Here is a 16,323-nt window from a genome sequence, read left to right as displayed (position 1 = left end):
GTTAGATTACAATTTTTCGACAAAAAACTGTTCGATTTCAGATATAATGAGACGCGCTGCCATGGAAAGCTGGCGAGATCGATCAACGCACAACGCAAGGGTTACAGGTGATAATTTTTTATTCTGAATTGGCGTGAAAGCGAGCTGCTTCTTCTGAACTTCATCATATGCGTCCAGATAGCTTAGAATACCGACACCAGCCCCTTCGCTTACAAGCGATTTGATCATTTGGATATCGTCGGCGCGTGCGACGGGATGAATTTTGATGCCCGTTTCAGCTTCAAGCAACTCTAACGGCCGCCATAAAGCAAGCGGTGGCGCGGGAACAACCATCGGGTATTCCGAACAGATGCTGAAGTGAGCTTCCTGTAACCCTGCAACCGGATGATCCGGCAACGTGATAAAACCGAGCGGAATTTCTTTATAGGCCCGCACAAAGAGCTCACGCATATGACCAGGGTTAAACATCAGGGCAAAATCGGCATCTCCATTTATGAGCATCTCCCCCATATCTTTGCTGGTGCGCACATGAATGTTCACGGTAATACCGGGGTGGCTTTCCCTTAGCTTTCCCAGAACGGAAGGGATGAAACCTTTTGTTAAAGCATCCGGTATCACAATATCAGCAGAGCCCTGCCGCAGACCTTTGAGGTTATCAATCTGCGTTGTGAGCGCAGAAAAATCACGCGTCCATCGGCGGCACGCTGTCAGAAGCAGTTCACCTGCCGTCGTTAATCTTAGTCCACTTGGAAGGCGTTCAAACAGAAGCGTGCCAAGCTGTTTTTCGCCCTGCAAGATTTGTCGATCAATGGCTGAGGCCGCTATGTGCAATTCGTCAGATGCTTTTCTGATGGAGCCATGCTGTGCAACGGCCATGAAGTAGCGAAGAAACCGCGAAAAAACAGGCATGACAACCGCTCTCATTTTGCGAACGAATTAGACTGATTTAAATCATATACAAGAACAGTCACTCTATGAAATTATCTTTCTGTGTGACAGACCTGTGTGAATGGCGGCTCGGAAAGTGACGATAAAACCAGATAGATCAGTCAGAAAAATATTTGGTGTTTGTCCCGTTTATCAGGGTTTGTGTCTTTTAGGACTTTATAAATGAATCACGTTTCCTCGGATGCCGGTTTGGCTGAACTCAAGCAGCGGGTGCAGGCCGACCTTGCGAAGATTAGCTATGCAACGGGAAACTGGTGCATACCCGCCAGCCATAATGATGACGCTGTTCTAGATGTCGCCATTATTGGGGCTGGGCAGGGGGGCTTGGCGACGGCTTTTGGTCTTCGCCGGCGCGGGATTTCGAATGTACGTATTTTTGAGAAAGCTGACAGAGGTGGCGAGGGGCCGTGGGTCACCTTTGCGCGGATGCTCACCCTTCGTACCCCCAAGCACGTTACGGGGCCCGATCTAGGCATTCCCAGCCTGACACCTCAGTCTTGGTATGAAGCCCGATATGGCGCGGAAGCGTGGAGGAATCTCGACAAAATATCCCGACAAGACTGGCAGTCTTATCTTGACTGGGTAAGAGACATTCTCGATTTGCCGGTTACGAATGACACAAAACTTGTCGATATTGATTGGCAGGATGGCTTGTTGTGCCTGAGTTTTAAACAGAGTGATGGCTCTGTTGTACAACAATGGGCGCGTAAGGTTGTACTGGCGACAGGAATTGAAGGCGGAGGGGCTTGGCATGTCCCTGATTTCATTTCCCAAGCCGTAAACAGCACACGTTATGCACATACGTGCCAGACGATCGATTTTGAAAAGCTACGAGGCAAACGCATTGGTGTATTGGGCGCTGGTGCATCCGCCTTTGACAATGCCGCGACTGCGTTGGAGCATGGTGCCGCAAGCGTTGATCTCTGCCTGCGTCGGGCAAAAATCCCAACTGTCAATCCTTACAGATGGATGGAAAACGCCGGTTTTTTGAGCTATTTTGCGGATCTTCCAGATCTGACCCGCTGGCGCTTTATGCGTAAAATCTATGATCTGAACCAACCACCGCCTCAGGACACATTTTGGCGCTGCCGCAAGCACGCAAATTTTGCATTCCATCCGGGAACACCGTGGCTCTCCGTGAAAGAACAGGGAGACGAAGTGGTTGTTGAAACACCGCACGGTGAAATGGTTTTCGACTTCCTGATTATTGGAACAGGTTTTGTCATTGATCTGACAAAAAGACCAGAAATGCGCAAAATTGCGGAGAGAGTGCAATTGTGGCGTGATAAATTCGCCGCCCCAGAAGGTGAGGAAAATACACTACTGGGCAGCCATCCATATTTAGGCAAGCATTTTCAATTTCTGCCGCGAAACGCAGATGATGATCTTGCCCCCATGATGGCTGCCATTCACAATTTTACGTTTGCAGCCATGCCGAGCATGGGTCTGTCAGGTGCCTCTATCAGCGGAATGCGGTTCGGGGTGGAACGCTTAACACAAGCTATCGGGCGCGATCTGTTTGTGCAGGATGGAGACAAGCAACTACAAAGCTTGCTGGATTACAATACGGATGAGCTTATTAGCCTTGAGCCACCTTGCTAAACCAGACAAAGACAGAAATCTGAGAAAGTGGTGATGTCTTCTTACCCGCGTGACATGGTTGGTTACGGCTCAACCCCACCTGATCCGAAATGGCCAAATGGTGCGCGAATTGCTGTGCAGTTCGTTGTGAATTATGAAGAAGGTGCAGAAAACAGTATTCTACACGGTGATAAAGGGTCAGAAGCATTCTTATCTGAAATGGTGGGGACGCGATCAATTATCGGCGCACGGTCCATGCAGATGGAAAGTCTGTATGAGTACGGGAGCCGGGCAGGTTTCTGGCGTTTACATCGATTATTTGACGATGCAGGGTTCCGGCCCACAGTTTTTGGTGTTGCGAATGCCCTCGCACTAAACCCGGAAATTGTCGCTGCCATGAAGCGGAGTGAGTGGGAAATTGCCTCCCATGGGTTACGGTGGATAGATTATCAGGACATTCCCGAAGATATTGAGCGTGCCCATATTCGTGACGCTATTGCACTTCATACAGAAGTGACGGGTCAGCGGCCTCTTGGCTGGTATCAGGGGCGCACCAGCCCCAACACGGCAAGACTGATCGTGGAAGAGGGAGGCTTCGTCTATGATGCAGACTCTTACGCGGATGATTTACCGTATTATGATCGACACTACGGAAAACCGCAGCTTATTGTGCCGTATACGCTTGACGTAAATGACATGAAGTTTGCGGCTCTGAATGGTTTTACAGACGGCGAACAGTTTTTTAATTACATGCGCGACAACTTTGACATGCTTTACTGTGAAGGCGGCCGCATGATGTCAATCGGTCTGCATTGCCGTTTAGCTGGAAAACCCGCCCGCGCTTTGGCTGTAGCGCGTTTTCTTGACTACTTACGCAAGCAGGAAAACGTATGGGTGGCAACCAGATTGGAAATTGCGCAGCATTGGCTGAAAGTTCATCCGGCATGACCCTTGACGATATAAATAGCTTAAGCACCGAAGATTTTGTTGCAGAATTTGGTTCTATTTACGAACACTCACCATGGATCGCGGCGAAAGCCTGCGCGTATCGTCCATTTTCTGATACAGCACAAATGCTTGGGGCATTTGCCCAAGTGGTAAGACAAGCTGATAAAGAGGCACAATTAGCCCTTGTAAAGGCTCATCCTGAATTGGGTCATCGTGCAGGAATTGACCAGGCGTTGAGCACTGAATCCCAGCACGAGCAGGGAGGGGCAGGGTTAGATAGGCTTACACCTGCTGAATATGAGCAGTTTCATAAACTGAATACAGCATACCGAGAAAAATTCGGCATGCCATTTGTGATTTGCGTGCGCAAAGCCGGGAAATCGCCCAAGGCAGTTATTCTTGAGGCAATGGCCACACGCCTGCAAAGCAGCCCAGACGCAGAACTGGCCGAAGCGCTTACACAAATTGACGCTATTGCATCGTTACGATTGCAGGATAAGGTGCAGTTATGAGTTCTTTGTCCACACATGTTTTAGATACTGTCACGGGCAAGCCTGCGGCCGGGATCGCCTTTCGCCTGTTTCATGGTGCTACAGTTTTGTTTTCAGGAAAAACAGACGTAGATGGACGGTGTCCGCAATTGCGGGAGTTAGACCTGCAAAAGGGAAATTATCGTCTTGAATTTGATGTGGCTGACTATTTCCTTTCCCAAGGGATGACACTATCCGACCCACCGTTTCTAGATGTTGTTCCTATCGTCTTTGGATTGAGCGCAAATGCTCATGCCCATGTTCCACTTTTGGCCGCCCCTTACGGCTATTCGACTTATCGAGGGAGCTAACGTGGTGAATTCTGTCAGAACCGCAAAACAAGATATTCATCCCGTGGATGAAATATTACCAGCTTGGCAGTTGGGCGTTTATGGGTTTCAGCATGTTCTGACATTTTATGCTGCGGCAGTTATTGTTCCCATTTTAGTGGCCAGTGCGTTAGGCTTACCCCATGACGTGCTTGAACATTTAATAGAAGCAGATCTTTTTACCTGCGGCATAGCATCTATGCTTCAGGCGGTAGGAATTGGCAAAATAGGTGTCAGGTTGCCCTTACTGCAAGGGGTAACATTTGTTGCTGTCATGCCAATGATTGCTATTGGCACGGCTGCCGGTGGTGGTATTGGTGGCTTGCAGCAAATTTTTGGCTCAGTAATTATTGCAGGTATTTTTTCATATTTTCTTGCACCTCATTTCTCTAAATTAATTCGATTTTTCCCGCCAGTTGTTACTGGGTCAGTTATTTTAATTATTGGACTGGCTTTATTGCCGGTTGCTGCAAACGATATTGTTGCCGGTAGAGGCAGTAATACGATGCAAGATCCTGTGCAGTTGAGAAATGTTGCCTATGGATTGGGTACATTATTCTGTATTCTTGGCATCCAAAAATTCTGTAAGGGGTTCATCGGTACAATTGCCATTCTTTTGGGATTGGTATGTGGTACTCTGATTGCTTGGATTTTAGGCGATGCACAGTTTCAGGACGTTTCTGCTGCCCCTTTATTGACGGTCCCAACACCATTTTATTTTGGTGTGCCAAGTTTTCGGCTGGTTCCCATACTGTCGATGATCATAGTAATGATTATTTCTATGCTGGAAACAACTGGGGATGTGTTTGCAACAGGGGCAATCGTCAAAAAAAGGATCACTGAACAAGATATAGCAAGCGCAATTCGGGCAGATGGTATTGCCACAGCTATTGGCGGTATTTTGAACTCTTTTCCTTACACCTGTTTCGCTGAAAATGTTGGTTTGGTCAGACTGACCCAGATTAAAAGCAGATGGGTGGTGGCAGCAGCAGCGCTTATTATGATTATGTTGGGGTGCATTCCCAAACTAGCGGCTATTATGGCTTGTGTGCCGTTACCTGTATTAGGTGGGGCTGCGCTCTCAATGTTCGCGACGGTTGCTGTTGTTGGCATTCAGACGTTAACGCAGGTCGATTTCGATAATCAGAATAACATGATTATTGTCGGCACAAGTGTTGGTTTGGGCATGATGGCGACGGCGCAACCACACATTGCAGACAACTTTCCTCACTGGGCTCAAATCGTGTTTGGTAGCGGTATTACGTTAGGTTCTGTGTCTGCCATGGCCTTACATCTGGTTTTCAACCATTTTATGCCAGAAACAGAAAAAAAATCGCCAAAGCAGCCTAGCCTAGTCAGTGACATATCAGGGCATGATAATCTGACGTCTTTTAATATGAAAGAAGAGTGAGCTTGGCCATACTTTTATACGTTAAGATGTGCTAGAGTTTTACCGTTACATTTTGAAAAAAACTCTAGCCTAACAATGAAAGTGTTTCAAAATTTTTGGTAATTATGGATAAAGTTGAATGAGGCGCTGCTGAAAGCTGCCTTTGAGTATTATGAATGAGCGCAAAGCCAAGAGGCCTGATGTCACTTTGCGCTATTTTTACAAAGAAAAGTTCTCCCGATTTTTCTTCATCAATGATATCAGCTTGCGTTAGTAACGCGATACCAAGGCCTGAGAGCCCTTTTGGAAATTCACGGATGAGCGTTTCGGCGTAGCATGAGGCATCCCATGGCGATGTGGATCATGGCCTCTGCGACGTCGATCCGCTGTTCGTAGTCCTTCACAAGGCGACGCCAGCGGATCATCCAACCGAAGGTCCGTTCCACAACCCACCGACGCGGCAGGATTTCAAACCCTTTTGCTGTCTCTGACCGCCGGATGATCTCGACTGTGAAGTCGAGAAACGTGGCCTTATCCATCAACTGGAGGCGGTCATAGGCTCCATCGGCAAACAGGTGCTTCACCCAAGGCCAGCGTTTACGAATGGCATCAAGGATCATCTGTCCTCCTGCACTGTCCGAAATATCGGCTGTTGTCAGCTGGACCAGGAGAAGGCGGCCATCCGTATCAACTGCGATGTGACGTTTCCGACCGACGATCTTCTTGCCTGCGTCATAACCACGTGTCTTTGCGTGGGGTGCCTTGATACTCTGGCTATCAATGACACCACCCGATGGACTGGTTTCGCGTCCTGCCGCTTCACGATCGAGCATCAGACAGACATCATGAATGGTCTGGAACAGGAAACGGCGCATCAGCCTGCGGAACCACCAGTAAACCGTTTGCCATGGGCCAAAATGAACCGGAAGCATCTCCCAACCACAGCCTGAGCGCACGAGATAGCGCAGAGCATTGATGATCTCACGGAAATCGGTTGTCCGTTTCCGACCACGCCGGTTCGCAGGGGGCATCAGAGGCGCTATGCGCTCCCATTCCTCATCTGTCAGATCAGACGGATAGCGTTTCGTCTTGCGTGTAATTCCGGCCATGCGGCCTCGTTGTGCTGGCGTCCACATCCTGCCTTTGAATCACACTCAAAACCTCTTGAAAACCTATCATAGCGAATTTCCAAAAGGGCTCTGAACGCACAAGTGCTTTTACGCTGACGATACGATTGCAGGTAAAAGAGGCTTGGATATCAGATTGGTGCTGCAATCCCTCTTTGATTGCAGCACCAACGGCAAGCGTAGCATCTGGAAAAATAAAGCGATTACCAGCAGCCTGACTCAAACGTATTTCTTGACGCTGTGCAATAGGGTGATCTGGTCTTACAACAAACCCGATGGGTGCATGAAGTGTTGCTGCTACTTTGACACGTCTAGGAATTTTTTCATCACTTAACAAAGTAATACCGAAATCAACTTCATTTCGGGCGACAGTATGCCAAATAGCTTTAAAATCTTGCGTCTTAACGGAAAATTCTACACGCGGATAAAGCTTGCTCATATCAGCAAGCACATCAGGAATAAAACGGTCGCTCATGGCTTCAACCACGGCCATTGACACGAGACCGCCGTGCAAACCTGAAAGGGCTGCCAGCCGTGTCTGGAAAGCATCAAAATCTCTTTTATTCGCACGGATCGTTGCCAGTAGTAATTCACCCGCGCTGGTTAAGCTTAGGCCCGCATTGTGACGATGAAACAAAAGAGTATCCAAATTGTCTTCAATAGCTAAAATTTGTCGGTTTATCGCCGAAGGTGACACATTGAGCACCACTGCCGCCTGACGGATTGAGCCAGTCTGTGCCACAACTTCAAAATAGTGAGCAAAACGGGACATCGTGAATACGCGGGCCGAATTTGGCATGTGATTGTAAGCTCCTGATGTCTGTCGATGTATTCTATGATTGCCGTCGACAAAAATGCAACGCGCTGTGTGTTTCTTTGTGTTGGACAAAGAACGATTTTTTGGTGATTTTATAAGAGACTACGGTGCTATATCAGTCGTATACTCAAGACGCTGAATGGGATTAAACGCTTACTTACAGGCGTAATAAGCTCATCTAGGATCAATTTTCAGGGGAAAAGTGTCAGTGCGTGATCATATCCAATTTTATCTGGGAGATCAGTATTGCCAAGTTTCTGGCTTTGCTCCTGAAACAACGGTTTTGGATTGGTTGCGAGAAGAACGTCACCGGACGGGCACAAAAGAAGGATGCAATGAAGGTGACTGCGGCGCTTGTACCATCTTGGTTGTCCGTATGCAGGACAATAAGTTGGAATGGAAAGCCGTAAACGCCTGTATCCAGTTTCTTTGGATGCTCGATGGGGCTCAAATCTTCACCGTCGAAGATTTACGCGATCCTACAGGAGCCCTTCACCCTGTTCAGCAGGCCATGGTCGATCAACACGGATCACAGTGTGGATTTTGTACGCCAGGCTTCGTTATGTCTATGGTCGCCTACTATAAGTCCCCTTCTGCCAGTACGGATGAGGCGGCAATTAATGATGCTTTGGCAGGAAATCTTTGTCGCTGCACTGGCTACGCACCGATTGTAAAAGCCATGAAGCAGGCACTGGCAACAAAATCTGATCACTTTGATCAGCAAGAACAGACCATAAAAAATAGACTTGAAACGTTTTTGCCTCGTAGTTCCTGCAAGATCAGTGCGCCGGCAGGGACAGTAAGTTTGCCTGCAACTGTCGAGGAGCTGGCCTCAATTTACCAAGATAATCCGGACGCAACCTTGGTAGCCGGAGCTACTGATGTAGGGCTTTGGGTTACGAAACGGTTAAACTCACTTCCTCATATCATCAGTATTGGCAGTGTCGAAAGCTTGAAAGCACTGCATGAAACGGATGATGAACTTTGGATTGGCGCTGGGGTCACTTATAGTCGCGCCCATTCAGCTATTGCTACAATTCTACCCGATGCAGGAGAAGTCATTCGTCGCATTGGCTCGACACAGGTTCGGAACGCCGGAACTGTTTGTGGAAATATCGGCAATGGTTCCCCGATTGGGGATGGGCCGCCTCTTTTTATTGCGGCGGAAGCTATTCTGGTTCTTAGAAAAGGGCAGGTAACTCGCTCGTTACCTATTGAAGATTATTTCATTGCTTATGGAAAACAGGATAGGCAGCCTGAGGAGTTCATAGAGGCTCTGGTTATTCCCAAACCAGATAAAAATCTGCTTTATAGGGCTTATAAAATATCAAAGCGGTTTGATCAGGATATTTCAGCATTGTTGGGTGTTTTTGCCATGACGTGTAATGGCGACGGCATTGTTACCCATATTCGTATTGCGTTTGGGGGTATGGCTGCTACGCCTAAACGAGCTTATGCGACTGAAGCTGCTATTTTGGGAAAACCTTGGGATAAAGCAACACTTGAAGAAGCAAGGGAAGCCATTCAGACTGATTTTACGCCCCTTTCTGACGTGCGAAGCACTGAATGGTACCGACGGCAGGTTGCAGCCAATCTACTGACCCGGTTTTTTGCGGAAACTGCAACACCAACAATTGTTGAAACGCGGTTAGCTGGGTGGAAAGACAAAGCATATGTCTGATGTGTCCATTAGCTTAAAGAAACCAGAAAACGATCAGCCGCACCTGCCTGTAGTGAAGGGCGGAGCGACCAAAAGCCTGAAGCATGAAAGTGCAAGAATGCATGTTTCAGGTTCAGCAACATATATTGATGACCTCCCTGAACCGCAGGGACTGGTGCATGTTGTCCCGGGTTTGAGCACGAAAGCGCATGCACGGATTATTTCTCTGAATCTGGATGCCGTCAAAGCTCTGCCCGGTGTGATTGGGGTTCTAACGCACCGTGACGTTCCGGGGCATAATCAGGTCAGCCCTGTTGGCAAGGATGATGAGCCCCTTCTGGCTGAAGATGAGGTTTTTTATTACGGTCAGCCTATTTTTGCTGTGATTGCGGAAAACAGAAGTATTGCGCGAAAAGCTGCCAGGCTGGCGGAAATTGAATACGAAGACCTCCCTGCGGTTCTCAATATTGCACAAGCCCGCGCTGCCGGTTCTGAACTTGTTTGGAGACCGCTCGAAATGAAGCGGGGGGATGTGGATAAAGGTCTTGCGGAAGCCCCACGTCGGCTCAACGGGCGTATTACAATTGGTGGGCAGGAGCATTTTTATCTGGAAGGGCAGGCGGCTCTGGCACAGCCGGGTGAAGAAGGCGAGATGCGTATCTGGTCTTCAACGCAGCACCCCACTGAAACACAGCACATGGTAGCGCATGTGCTGGATAGGCCAAGCAATCTTGTCACCGTTGAGGTCCGTCGTATGGGCGGTGGATTTGGCGGCAAGGAAACGCAGGCAAATACACCAGCATGCTTGGCTGCACTTGCTGCAAACCTGACCGGTCGCGCCGCCAAAATCCGTCTTGATCGTGATGACGATATGCTCATGACCGGTAAACGGCATGATTTTGTGATTGATTATGACGTTGGCTTCACTGATAAGGGCGATATTCTCGCGGTTGACATGACTCTTGCTGCCCGATGTGGCTGGTCTGCTGACTTGTCAGGTCCTGTCATCGATCGGGCATTGTTTCATGCAGATAACGCCTATTTTTATCCTGATGTCAGGTTCCGTTCAGAACCATTAAAAACCAATACGCAATCTAATACCGCTTATCGCGGGTTTGGTGGGCCGCAGGGCATTGTGGCAGCGGAAAGAGTTATTGAAGAAATTGCGTTTGCTACGGGCCTGGACCCATTAGATATCAGAGTGCGCAATACATATGGTACAGGCGCACGGGACATAACCCCCTATCATATGACAGTTGAGGACTCTATCGCTGCTGATATTATGACTGAACTGGCAAAGAGATGTGATTATCGCCAGCGTCGGAGCGCTGTGAGGGAAAGAAACAAACACAGCCCTTACATAAAGCGTGGCATTGCTCTGACGCCAGTAAAGTTCGGTATTTCCTTTACAGCAACGCATTATAATCAGGCTGGCGCACTGGTGCATGTTTACACTGATGGGTCGGTGCAGGTGAATCATGGTGGCACTGAAATGGGGCAAGGGCTCCATACAAAAATGGTGCAGATTGCCATGCGTGAATTCGGCCTAGCTGAAGACAGAGTAAGAATTACGGCAACAACTACAGGAAAAGTGCCAAACACATCCGCAACTGCGGCATCAAGTGGTGCTGATTTGAATGGCATGGCGGTTTTGGATGCCGTTACTAAAATTAAAGGTCGGCTTGAAGAGTTTGCCTCTAAACATTGGAATGTAAACCAAGAGCAAGTTCGTTTTCTGCCTGATGGAGTACATGTCGGCGATAAGGTGGTCTCTTTTCCAGAACTAACCAAAGCAGCTTATTTTGATCGTGTCTCGTTATCTGCAAACGGGTTTTATAAAACCCCCAAAATCTCATGGAATCCGAATACGGGCCGAGGTCGACCTTTTTATTATTTTGCGTATGGGGCAGCATGCGCGGAAGTGGCGATTGATTTATTGACTGGTGAAACACGGATTGAGCGTGTGGATATCCTGCATGATGCGGGTCAATCACTTAATCCCGCGATTGATATTGGCCAGATTGAAGGGGGATTTGTTCAGGGCGCTGGTTGGCTGACAATGGAGGAACTTGTGTGGGACGATAAAGGGCAGTTGCGAACCCACGCACCAAGTACCTATAAAATACCTGCATGTTCTGATCGCCCGCGGATTTTTAACGTACAATTACTAAAACAAAGCCCAAACAAAGAAGAAACGATTTTCCGTTCAAAAGCGGTAGGAGAACCACCTTTTGTGCATGGTGTAGCCGTGCTACAGGCGATTTCAGATGCTCTAGCCAGTATAGCAGATTATAAAATTTGCCCGAAGCTTGATGCACCGGCAACACCAGAGTGTATTTTGCGCACAGCCGAAAAATTAACTGCTCAAAAGCCCGATCATAATTTCTGAAGCTATGTGCCCGTGCGTTCTATTTCGTCCGTTCTAGCTGACTGGACACCGCATTCCGCGGATTTTGCGTGTGTTCAATTGACAGAGACGCGGGGGTCCACACCGCGGGAAGCTGGCACTTTCATGCTTGTAGGGGAAACCTGGCAGGCCGGCACAGTTGGGGGCGGAACGCTGGAGTGGGACTGTTTACAGTATGCACGAGGTCTGCTGCGTTCTGATAAAGATGTAGAGTTTCATGAGTTTGTTCTTGGAAACGGTACAAATCAGTGTTGCGGGGGACGGGCAAAAATAAAAATTACCCGATCAAATCTGCCTATGATTGAAACGCTGAAGCAGCAGCTTTGCAGAGACGAAGAGTCCCGTAAAACAGTGTTTCTATTTGGTGCTGGGCATGTGGGACGGGCCTTGGCTTATGCGTTGGCACCGTTGCCGTTGAAGCTGGTATGGGTTGATCCTCGGCAAGATGAGTTTGGCACTGTTCCGTCAAGGGTGGAAGTGCGCGTTACATCTGACTGGGAACACGAATTGACACTTGCTCCCCAAGGTTCAGGCTTACTTGTGTTAACGCCCAACCATTCCCTTGACGCATTGATTGTCGCAGCAGCACTGGAACGAAATGATTTTGCTTATATTGGATTGATTGGCTCTAAAACCAAAAGACGGCGGTTTGAAAATAGTTTTAGAGAAATCGGATTATCTGAGGAGCAGATAAAATCATTTATCTGCCCCATAGGAGACCGGAATATACGAGATAAGCGCCCAGAAATTATTGCAGCACTGGTCGCTGCAGAAATTGTAGAAAAGCTGCTTCATGCAGCATAAAGAAATTTAGTAGACGCCTCGTTAAGGTGCTGGGTGTACAGCTTCAGATTGTTCAGCCATAAGAGAGACATGAGCCGCAACAATCTTCCATCCTTGGGACGAGCGATACCATGTCTGCTGCTGACGTCCTATCCGAGATGAATTGTCGCGTTTGAATTCCAAGCTAATCACAGCAGCGTTGTTCCCCAACAAGGTAATCACACGCCTAATGACAGTCCGTGGCGGAGACCCACCACGTCGGGCGCGGCGAAATGCCGCAATTTCATCCGCGCCATATAGGTTTTCACCCACACCATACCGAACGGTTTCCGCTCCATTGTAAAAAAAACAATCCAGAGCTTCTAGATCATTCTCAGCAAGAGCGCGTTCATAGGCATCAGAAAGAAGCGTTACTTCTGTGAGCGTCTTTTCAGTAGCAGGCTGCATAAGAAAACCTTATTGACCAATGATCACATCAAAATACGCTTGGAAACGAAAACCGAAAAGGCCACCAACAGCCAAATAATCAGTCAGTGACCTTTATGTGTTCAGAAATAGAAAATTTTACAGATGCTAATTCCGTTAGAATGAGGTTGAAATCGTTCCTGTCATTGAAAAACGTGGCTCAACCATGAATGAGTTACCATAGCCGGTATATGCTGGAGAACTGCCGCTATATACGGTACTGCTATCTTTAGCACTGTAAACGGCCCCCATAGCCCCTGTGCGAACAATAGACCCGGTTAGGTTTGTAAAATTAAGCTTGAACGTCGGTGATTTGAGGAACCCAAATGGCTTGAAATGATACCCGAGAGAAAGAGAGTTCGTTACATAACCGGGAATGCGTTGGTCATTAGCGACGCTTACAGACTGTGGTCCGGTATAATGAACCGCACCATTCGCAAAGAACCCTTTATAGGTGTAAGTCAGACCAAAATTGGCAATAATTCTTGGAGCCATAACAGCCTGCGTGCCTTTGGAATGCAGCATAATTTGCTGATATGGGTCAAAAACGTTGCTATCTTGTGTCGCATGAAGATATTCGACTGAAGCATAGGGGCTAAAGCCGTGAATTTCACGCCCTGCAATCATGAAGTCAAAACCACGCATGGTTTGATTGCCAATAGAAAATGGACGGAAGCTGTTCATTCCTAAATACTGATCTACAATGCGGTTAGTTACATTATAATTGAAGAAAGACATATCAATCATTAGATACTTGTTGTGATAACGGTATCCAATTTCTTCTTTAATAGAATATTGGTTTTTAGGAATTGGCATACTGGTATAAAGCCAGCCGAGATCATTCGTGCTTGGTTGACGGTAATCACCCTCGGCATTGATATAAACCTGATTCTGATTATCTATATTATAGCTGATAGACAACTGGGGAAGGGGAGCCGTGCGATTGTTTCCTTGGCTTCCGTAGTAATCTTTGTTCCAGGTATTTGCCATTACAAACTTGAAACCCGCATTAATCTGTAACCGGTCATGTAAATAGTGTGCAGTATCTTGAATAAATAACGAATGAATTTCATACCCAGCAGTCTGACGGTCTCCTTTTGAAATAAGGTAATTTGCATTACTCGGCCCCGGAGCCGCTCCATCTTCTCTTGTATAGCCTGAAGGGTAATTACGGTCTGTCACGTTGTTTTCGTACCAATATCCAAGCGAAATATGGTTATGACGGTCTATGTCATAGCCAAGCTTTGCGGTGGCCCCGACTTGGCGTGCCCCATGTTCATTAAAATAGGACGTCATATTGCGTTGTGCACCGCTGGCATCTGTCTCCACGCCGCCTGGTGCTGCGTCCCACCCTTGGCCAAAGCTGAAATATGGCTGAAGATCAAACGTGAGTTTTTTCGGCAAAACAATATGAATAGGCGCAGTTAAAAAAACCTGATTCCAATGATCATTGTTGTTCTTCCAGTAATTAACATTATTGGGATGAGACGAACGTCCCCAGCCAATCCCATTATGCTTATAATTTAGAAACTGCTGTTCAGTAGGGTAGTTATCAATAACGAAATCTTCTGAATTCCACGACAGGAAAAGATGCGCATTGGAGCCATTATCCCAGTCTTTTCTTAAACCAAAATCAATATGTTTACGCTGATTGATACCTGAGCCCATCCAGCTACGAGCATGAGTATTTGAGAAAGAGAAGAAGCTCTTCACGCCAGAGTGGCCAATTTCGCCTGAATCAAGGCGAATGAACTCGCGCGATAGGTTGTTGGTACCATATGAAAAATCGACCATGCCACCAAACTTGTTGGATGGAACATGGGTGCGGGAATTCATGACGCCCCCGGCCGCAGACATTACAGGTAAGTCTCGCGCAGCACTTCCGGGGGTCACACTGACTTCTTCAAGGTTTTCGGAATCAATGTCCTCAGTCATATATTTGGCTGCTGCTGCAGGAGCACCATCAACCATCAGCGCCATATCAAGATCTGTCAGCCCTCGAGACTGGATTTGACCACCCTGCATACCCGAACTGTCAGGAGCCATGATGTTCAAACTCGGAAGATTTTTAACGAGATCTAGCGCAGTAGAGGTAGGGCTACGCATATTAATATAAGCTTTTGTAACAGTCTGAACGGCATGAGGCGCTGTTTCACGTCGCATCATGCCGCCGCCGCCATTGAGTTCCTGACGATGAGAACCGACAAGAATGTCCTCCTCTCCTTTCGCTTGCATGGGGCCAGAGAGACGTTTGGCACGCACAGGAACAGTGCTGGCCGATTTTGTGCTGTGCCGGACATGAGGCTGAGCAGATTTTACCTGCGTTGCCGCCTGTCCAGCAGAAACTGAAGCGCAGAGTGAGGCTGCACTTGCAAGACTGGAAAGAGTAAAGAGGCGCTGTCTGCGAGACAGACAAGAAAACAAGCGAAAAGCACGAGAGCGCCCCAAAGACATACTCTATATCCCCTGCAAGATATGTTTGGAAAACAAATAAATATAAGACAAAACTGGTATGGTGTGTCGTTTTTAACCGTTAGGAAACCACCTCCAGCACCATAGCTGGGTGTGTATGGGCTCGAAGACGGCAATACCGATCCCTTCACGCTGAATATATTGGAGGCGGAACATTCTCACAAAAGCAAAAAAAGCATTTTTGCGTTGCTTATATGAGGACGCTGCTGATGCAGCACAAAAACGTGTGTTTGGTAGATACAGTGCAACTTAAACGGTAGCTGGCTGTTTACTGTCTAGAGGTAGCAGTCCAGCACTAAGAAGGCCTTGTTAAAACAAGGTAAAAACTGGAAGCCGCTACCGGGTTAAGGCTTCTGTTTCAGACTTTAGCAATCTTTAAGATAAAGTCTGAATGGGATGCTTCCTAATAGTGTGAGGCCATGATCATGAAGATAAAAGACCACATCACATCTGCAGCGACCCAGGTCGGAGATTTTCTTACGTTCGCAAAGCAGGATGAATCTGGGTTGCTATCTGTCATCAACGATATTCTGGGCCCAGTTCCTCAGCCAGATCATCCCAGTAAGCTTGAAGAAAGAGCTAGTGCGGCTGGGATGATTGATGTTATTCGCTATTGGCAAGCAACCGACAAGGCTCCGCCAGCCACCGAAGAGGAAATTAGGCAGTTTTTCATCCCATCTGAGCTGACGTCTATTTCTGATCAGACTGGGCTTTCAGAAGATGCGACCATGAGCATGCTGAGAGAACTTTTACCACGAAGTGTGCGCCGTCGCGCCACGAACGCGTGCCTTATACCAACAAAAGCGACTATAAATAACGTATAAAATAATATAGCCTTTACTTAAGGGGGCTTCAATTCGAGGCCT

At 47.6% G+C, this 16,323-nt stretch carries 14 protein-coding genes; 9 read left to right on the top strand and 5 right to left on the bottom strand.

Annotation, left to right across the window (positions count from 1 at the left end; translation table 11 throughout):
- Positions 1-6: 6 nt before the first annotated feature.
- On the bottom strand, positions 7-909 hold the full coding sequence (locus Abin_RS11595; protein ID WP_048847014.1) for a LysR family transcriptional regulator: 903 nt from the start codon (positions 907-909) through the stop codon (positions 7-9).
- 201 nt (positions 910-1,110) lie between these two features.
- Between Abin_RS11595 and Abin_RS11590 the strand changes: the two genes are divergently transcribed.
- From Abin_RS11590 to Abin_RS11570, 5 genes are read left to right on the top strand one after another with little or no spacing between them, the layout of a single operon-like run.
- Entirely contained in the window at positions 1,111-2,550 is a 1,440-nt protein-coding gene (locus Abin_RS11590; protein ID WP_048847012.1) for an NAD(P)-binding domain-containing protein, read from the top strand.
- Positions 2,551-2,583: 33 nt separating this feature from the next.
- Positions 2,584-3,477: an allantoinase PuuE gene (gene puuE / locus Abin_RS11585; protein WP_048847010.1), complete on the top strand. Its 894-nt coding sequence runs from the start codon at positions 2,584-2,586 to the stop codon at positions 3,475-3,477.
- Positions 3,474-3,989, top strand: coding sequence for a 2-oxo-4-hydroxy-4-carboxy-5-ureidoimidazoline decarboxylase (gene uraD, locus Abin_RS11580; RefSeq protein ID WP_048847008.1), 516 nt, complete (start codon positions 3,474-3,476; stop codon positions 3,987-3,989). The genes puuE and uraD overlap by 4 nt, the downstream gene beginning before the upstream one ends.
- Positions 3,986-4,318 (top strand): hydroxyisourate hydrolase, encoded by a 333-nt coding sequence (uraH, locus tag Abin_RS11575; RefSeq protein WP_048847006.1) that lies wholly within the window; start codon positions 3,986-3,988, stop codon positions 4,316-4,318. Before uraD ends, uraH begins: the two co-directional genes overlap by 4 nt.
- Positions 4,319-4,322: 4 nt before the next feature.
- Complete coding sequence (locus tag Abin_RS11570; RefSeq protein WP_048847126.1) at positions 4,323-5,747, top strand: nucleobase:cation symporter-2 family protein; 1,425 nt, start codon at positions 4,323-4,325, stop codon at positions 5,745-5,747.
- Between the two features lie 290 nt (positions 5,748-6,037).
- On the opposite strand, the gene Abin_RS11565 is transcribed toward Abin_RS11570, so the two are convergent.
- On the bottom strand, positions 6,038-6,862 hold the full coding sequence (locus Abin_RS11565) for an IS5-like element IS12528 family transposase (protein ID WP_077931072.1): 825 nt from the start codon (positions 6,860-6,862) through the stop codon (positions 6,038-6,040).
- The gene (locus tag Abin_RS11560; RefSeq protein WP_048847002.1) at positions 6,795-7,652 is read right to left on the bottom strand and encodes a LysR family transcriptional regulator; all 858 of its coding nucleotides are present in this window, start codon (positions 7,650-7,652) and stop codon (positions 6,795-6,797) included. The genes Abin_RS11565 and Abin_RS11560 overlap by 68 nt, the downstream gene beginning before the upstream one ends.
- A 226-nt stretch (positions 7,653-7,878) precedes the next feature.
- On the opposite strand from Abin_RS11560, the gene xdhA reads away from it, so the two are divergent.
- The 3 genes from xdhA to xdhC are packed head-to-tail and all read left to right on the top strand — an operon-like array spanning position 7,879 to position 12,541.
- Positions 7,879-9,351: a xanthine dehydrogenase small subunit gene (gene xdhA, locus Abin_RS11555; protein ID WP_048847000.1), complete on the top strand. Its 1,473-nt coding sequence runs from the start codon at positions 7,879-7,881 to the stop codon at positions 9,349-9,351.
- Positions 9,344-11,719: a xanthine dehydrogenase molybdopterin binding subunit gene (xdhB, locus tag Abin_RS11550; protein ID WP_048846998.1), complete on the top strand. Its 2,376-nt coding sequence runs from the start codon at positions 9,344-9,346 to the stop codon at positions 11,717-11,719. Before xdhA ends, xdhB begins: the two co-directional genes overlap by 8 nt.
- Positions 11,720-11,731: 12 nt before the next feature.
- Positions 11,732-12,541, top strand: a complete 810-nt coding sequence (xdhC, locus tag Abin_RS11545) for a xanthine dehydrogenase accessory protein XdhC (RefSeq protein WP_048847124.1) — start codon at positions 11,732-11,734, stop codon at positions 12,539-12,541.
- 21 nt (positions 12,542-12,562) lie between these two features.
- On the opposite strand, the gene hpxZ is transcribed toward xdhC, so the two are convergent.
- Positions 12,563-12,967 (bottom strand): oxalurate catabolism protein HpxZ, encoded by a 405-nt coding sequence (hpxZ, locus tag Abin_RS11540; protein ID WP_048846996.1) that lies wholly within the window; start codon positions 12,965-12,967, stop codon positions 12,563-12,565.
- Between the two features lie 135 nt (positions 12,968-13,102).
- Entirely contained in the window at positions 13,103-15,439 is a 2,337-nt protein-coding gene (locus Abin_RS11535; protein ID WP_048846995.1) for a TonB-dependent receptor, read from the bottom strand.
- Between the two features lie 443 nt (positions 15,440-15,882).
- On the opposite strand from Abin_RS11535, the gene Abin_RS11530 reads away from it, so the two are divergent.
- Entirely contained in the window at positions 15,883-16,281 is a 399-nt protein-coding gene (locus tag Abin_RS11530; protein WP_048846993.1) for a hypothetical protein, read from the top strand.
- The last annotated feature ends 42 nt before the right edge of the window (positions 16,282-16,323 follow it).

It is taken from the genome of Acetobacter indonesiensis (assembly GCF_000963945.1).
In the GTDB taxonomy this organism is placed as follows: Bacteria; Pseudomonadota; Alphaproteobacteria; order Acetobacterales; family Acetobacteraceae; genus Acetobacter; species Acetobacter indonesiensis.
This window is presented reverse-complemented; position numbering and strand designations above follow the sequence as displayed.

Coding starts and splice junctions, on each gene's coding strand:
- Abin_RS11595 (WP_048847014.1), bottom strand. CDS start 909: ATGCCTGTTTTTTCGCGGTTTCTTCGCTACTTCATGGCCGTTGCACAG.
- Abin_RS11590 (WP_048847012.1), top strand. CDS start 1,111: ATGAATCACGTTTCCTCGGATGCCGGTTTGGCTGAACTCAAGCAGCGG.
- puuE (WP_048847010.1), top strand. CDS start 2,584: ATGTCTTCTTACCCGCGTGACATGGTTGGTTACGGCTCAACCCCACCT.
- uraD (WP_048847008.1), top strand. CDS start 3,474: ATGACCCTTGACGATATAAATAGCTTAAGCACCGAAGATTTTGTTGCA.
- uraH (WP_048847006.1), top strand. CDS start 3,986: ATGAGTTCTTTGTCCACACATGTTTTAGATACTGTCACGGGCAAGCCT.
- Abin_RS11565 (WP_077931072.1), bottom strand. CDS start 6,862: ATGTGGACGCCAGCACAACGAGGCCGCATGGCCGGAATTACACGCAAG.
- Abin_RS11560 (WP_048847002.1), bottom strand. CDS start 7,652: ATGCCAAATTCGGCCCGCGTATTCACGATGTCCCGTTTTGCTCACTAT.
- xdhB (WP_048846998.1), top strand. CDS start 9,344: ATGTCTGATGTGTCCATTAGCTTAAAGAAACCAGAAAACGATCAGCCG.
- hpxZ (WP_048846996.1), bottom strand. CDS start 12,967: ATGCAGCCTGCTACTGAAAAGACGCTCACAGAAGTAACGCTTCTTTCT.
- Abin_RS11535 (WP_048846995.1), bottom strand. CDS start 15,439: ATGTCTTTGGGGCGCTCTCGTGCTTTTCGCTTGTTTTCTTGTCTGTCT.
- Abin_RS11530 (WP_048846993.1), top strand. CDS start 15,883: ATGAAGATAAAAGACCACATCACATCTGCAGCGACCCAGGTCGGAGAT.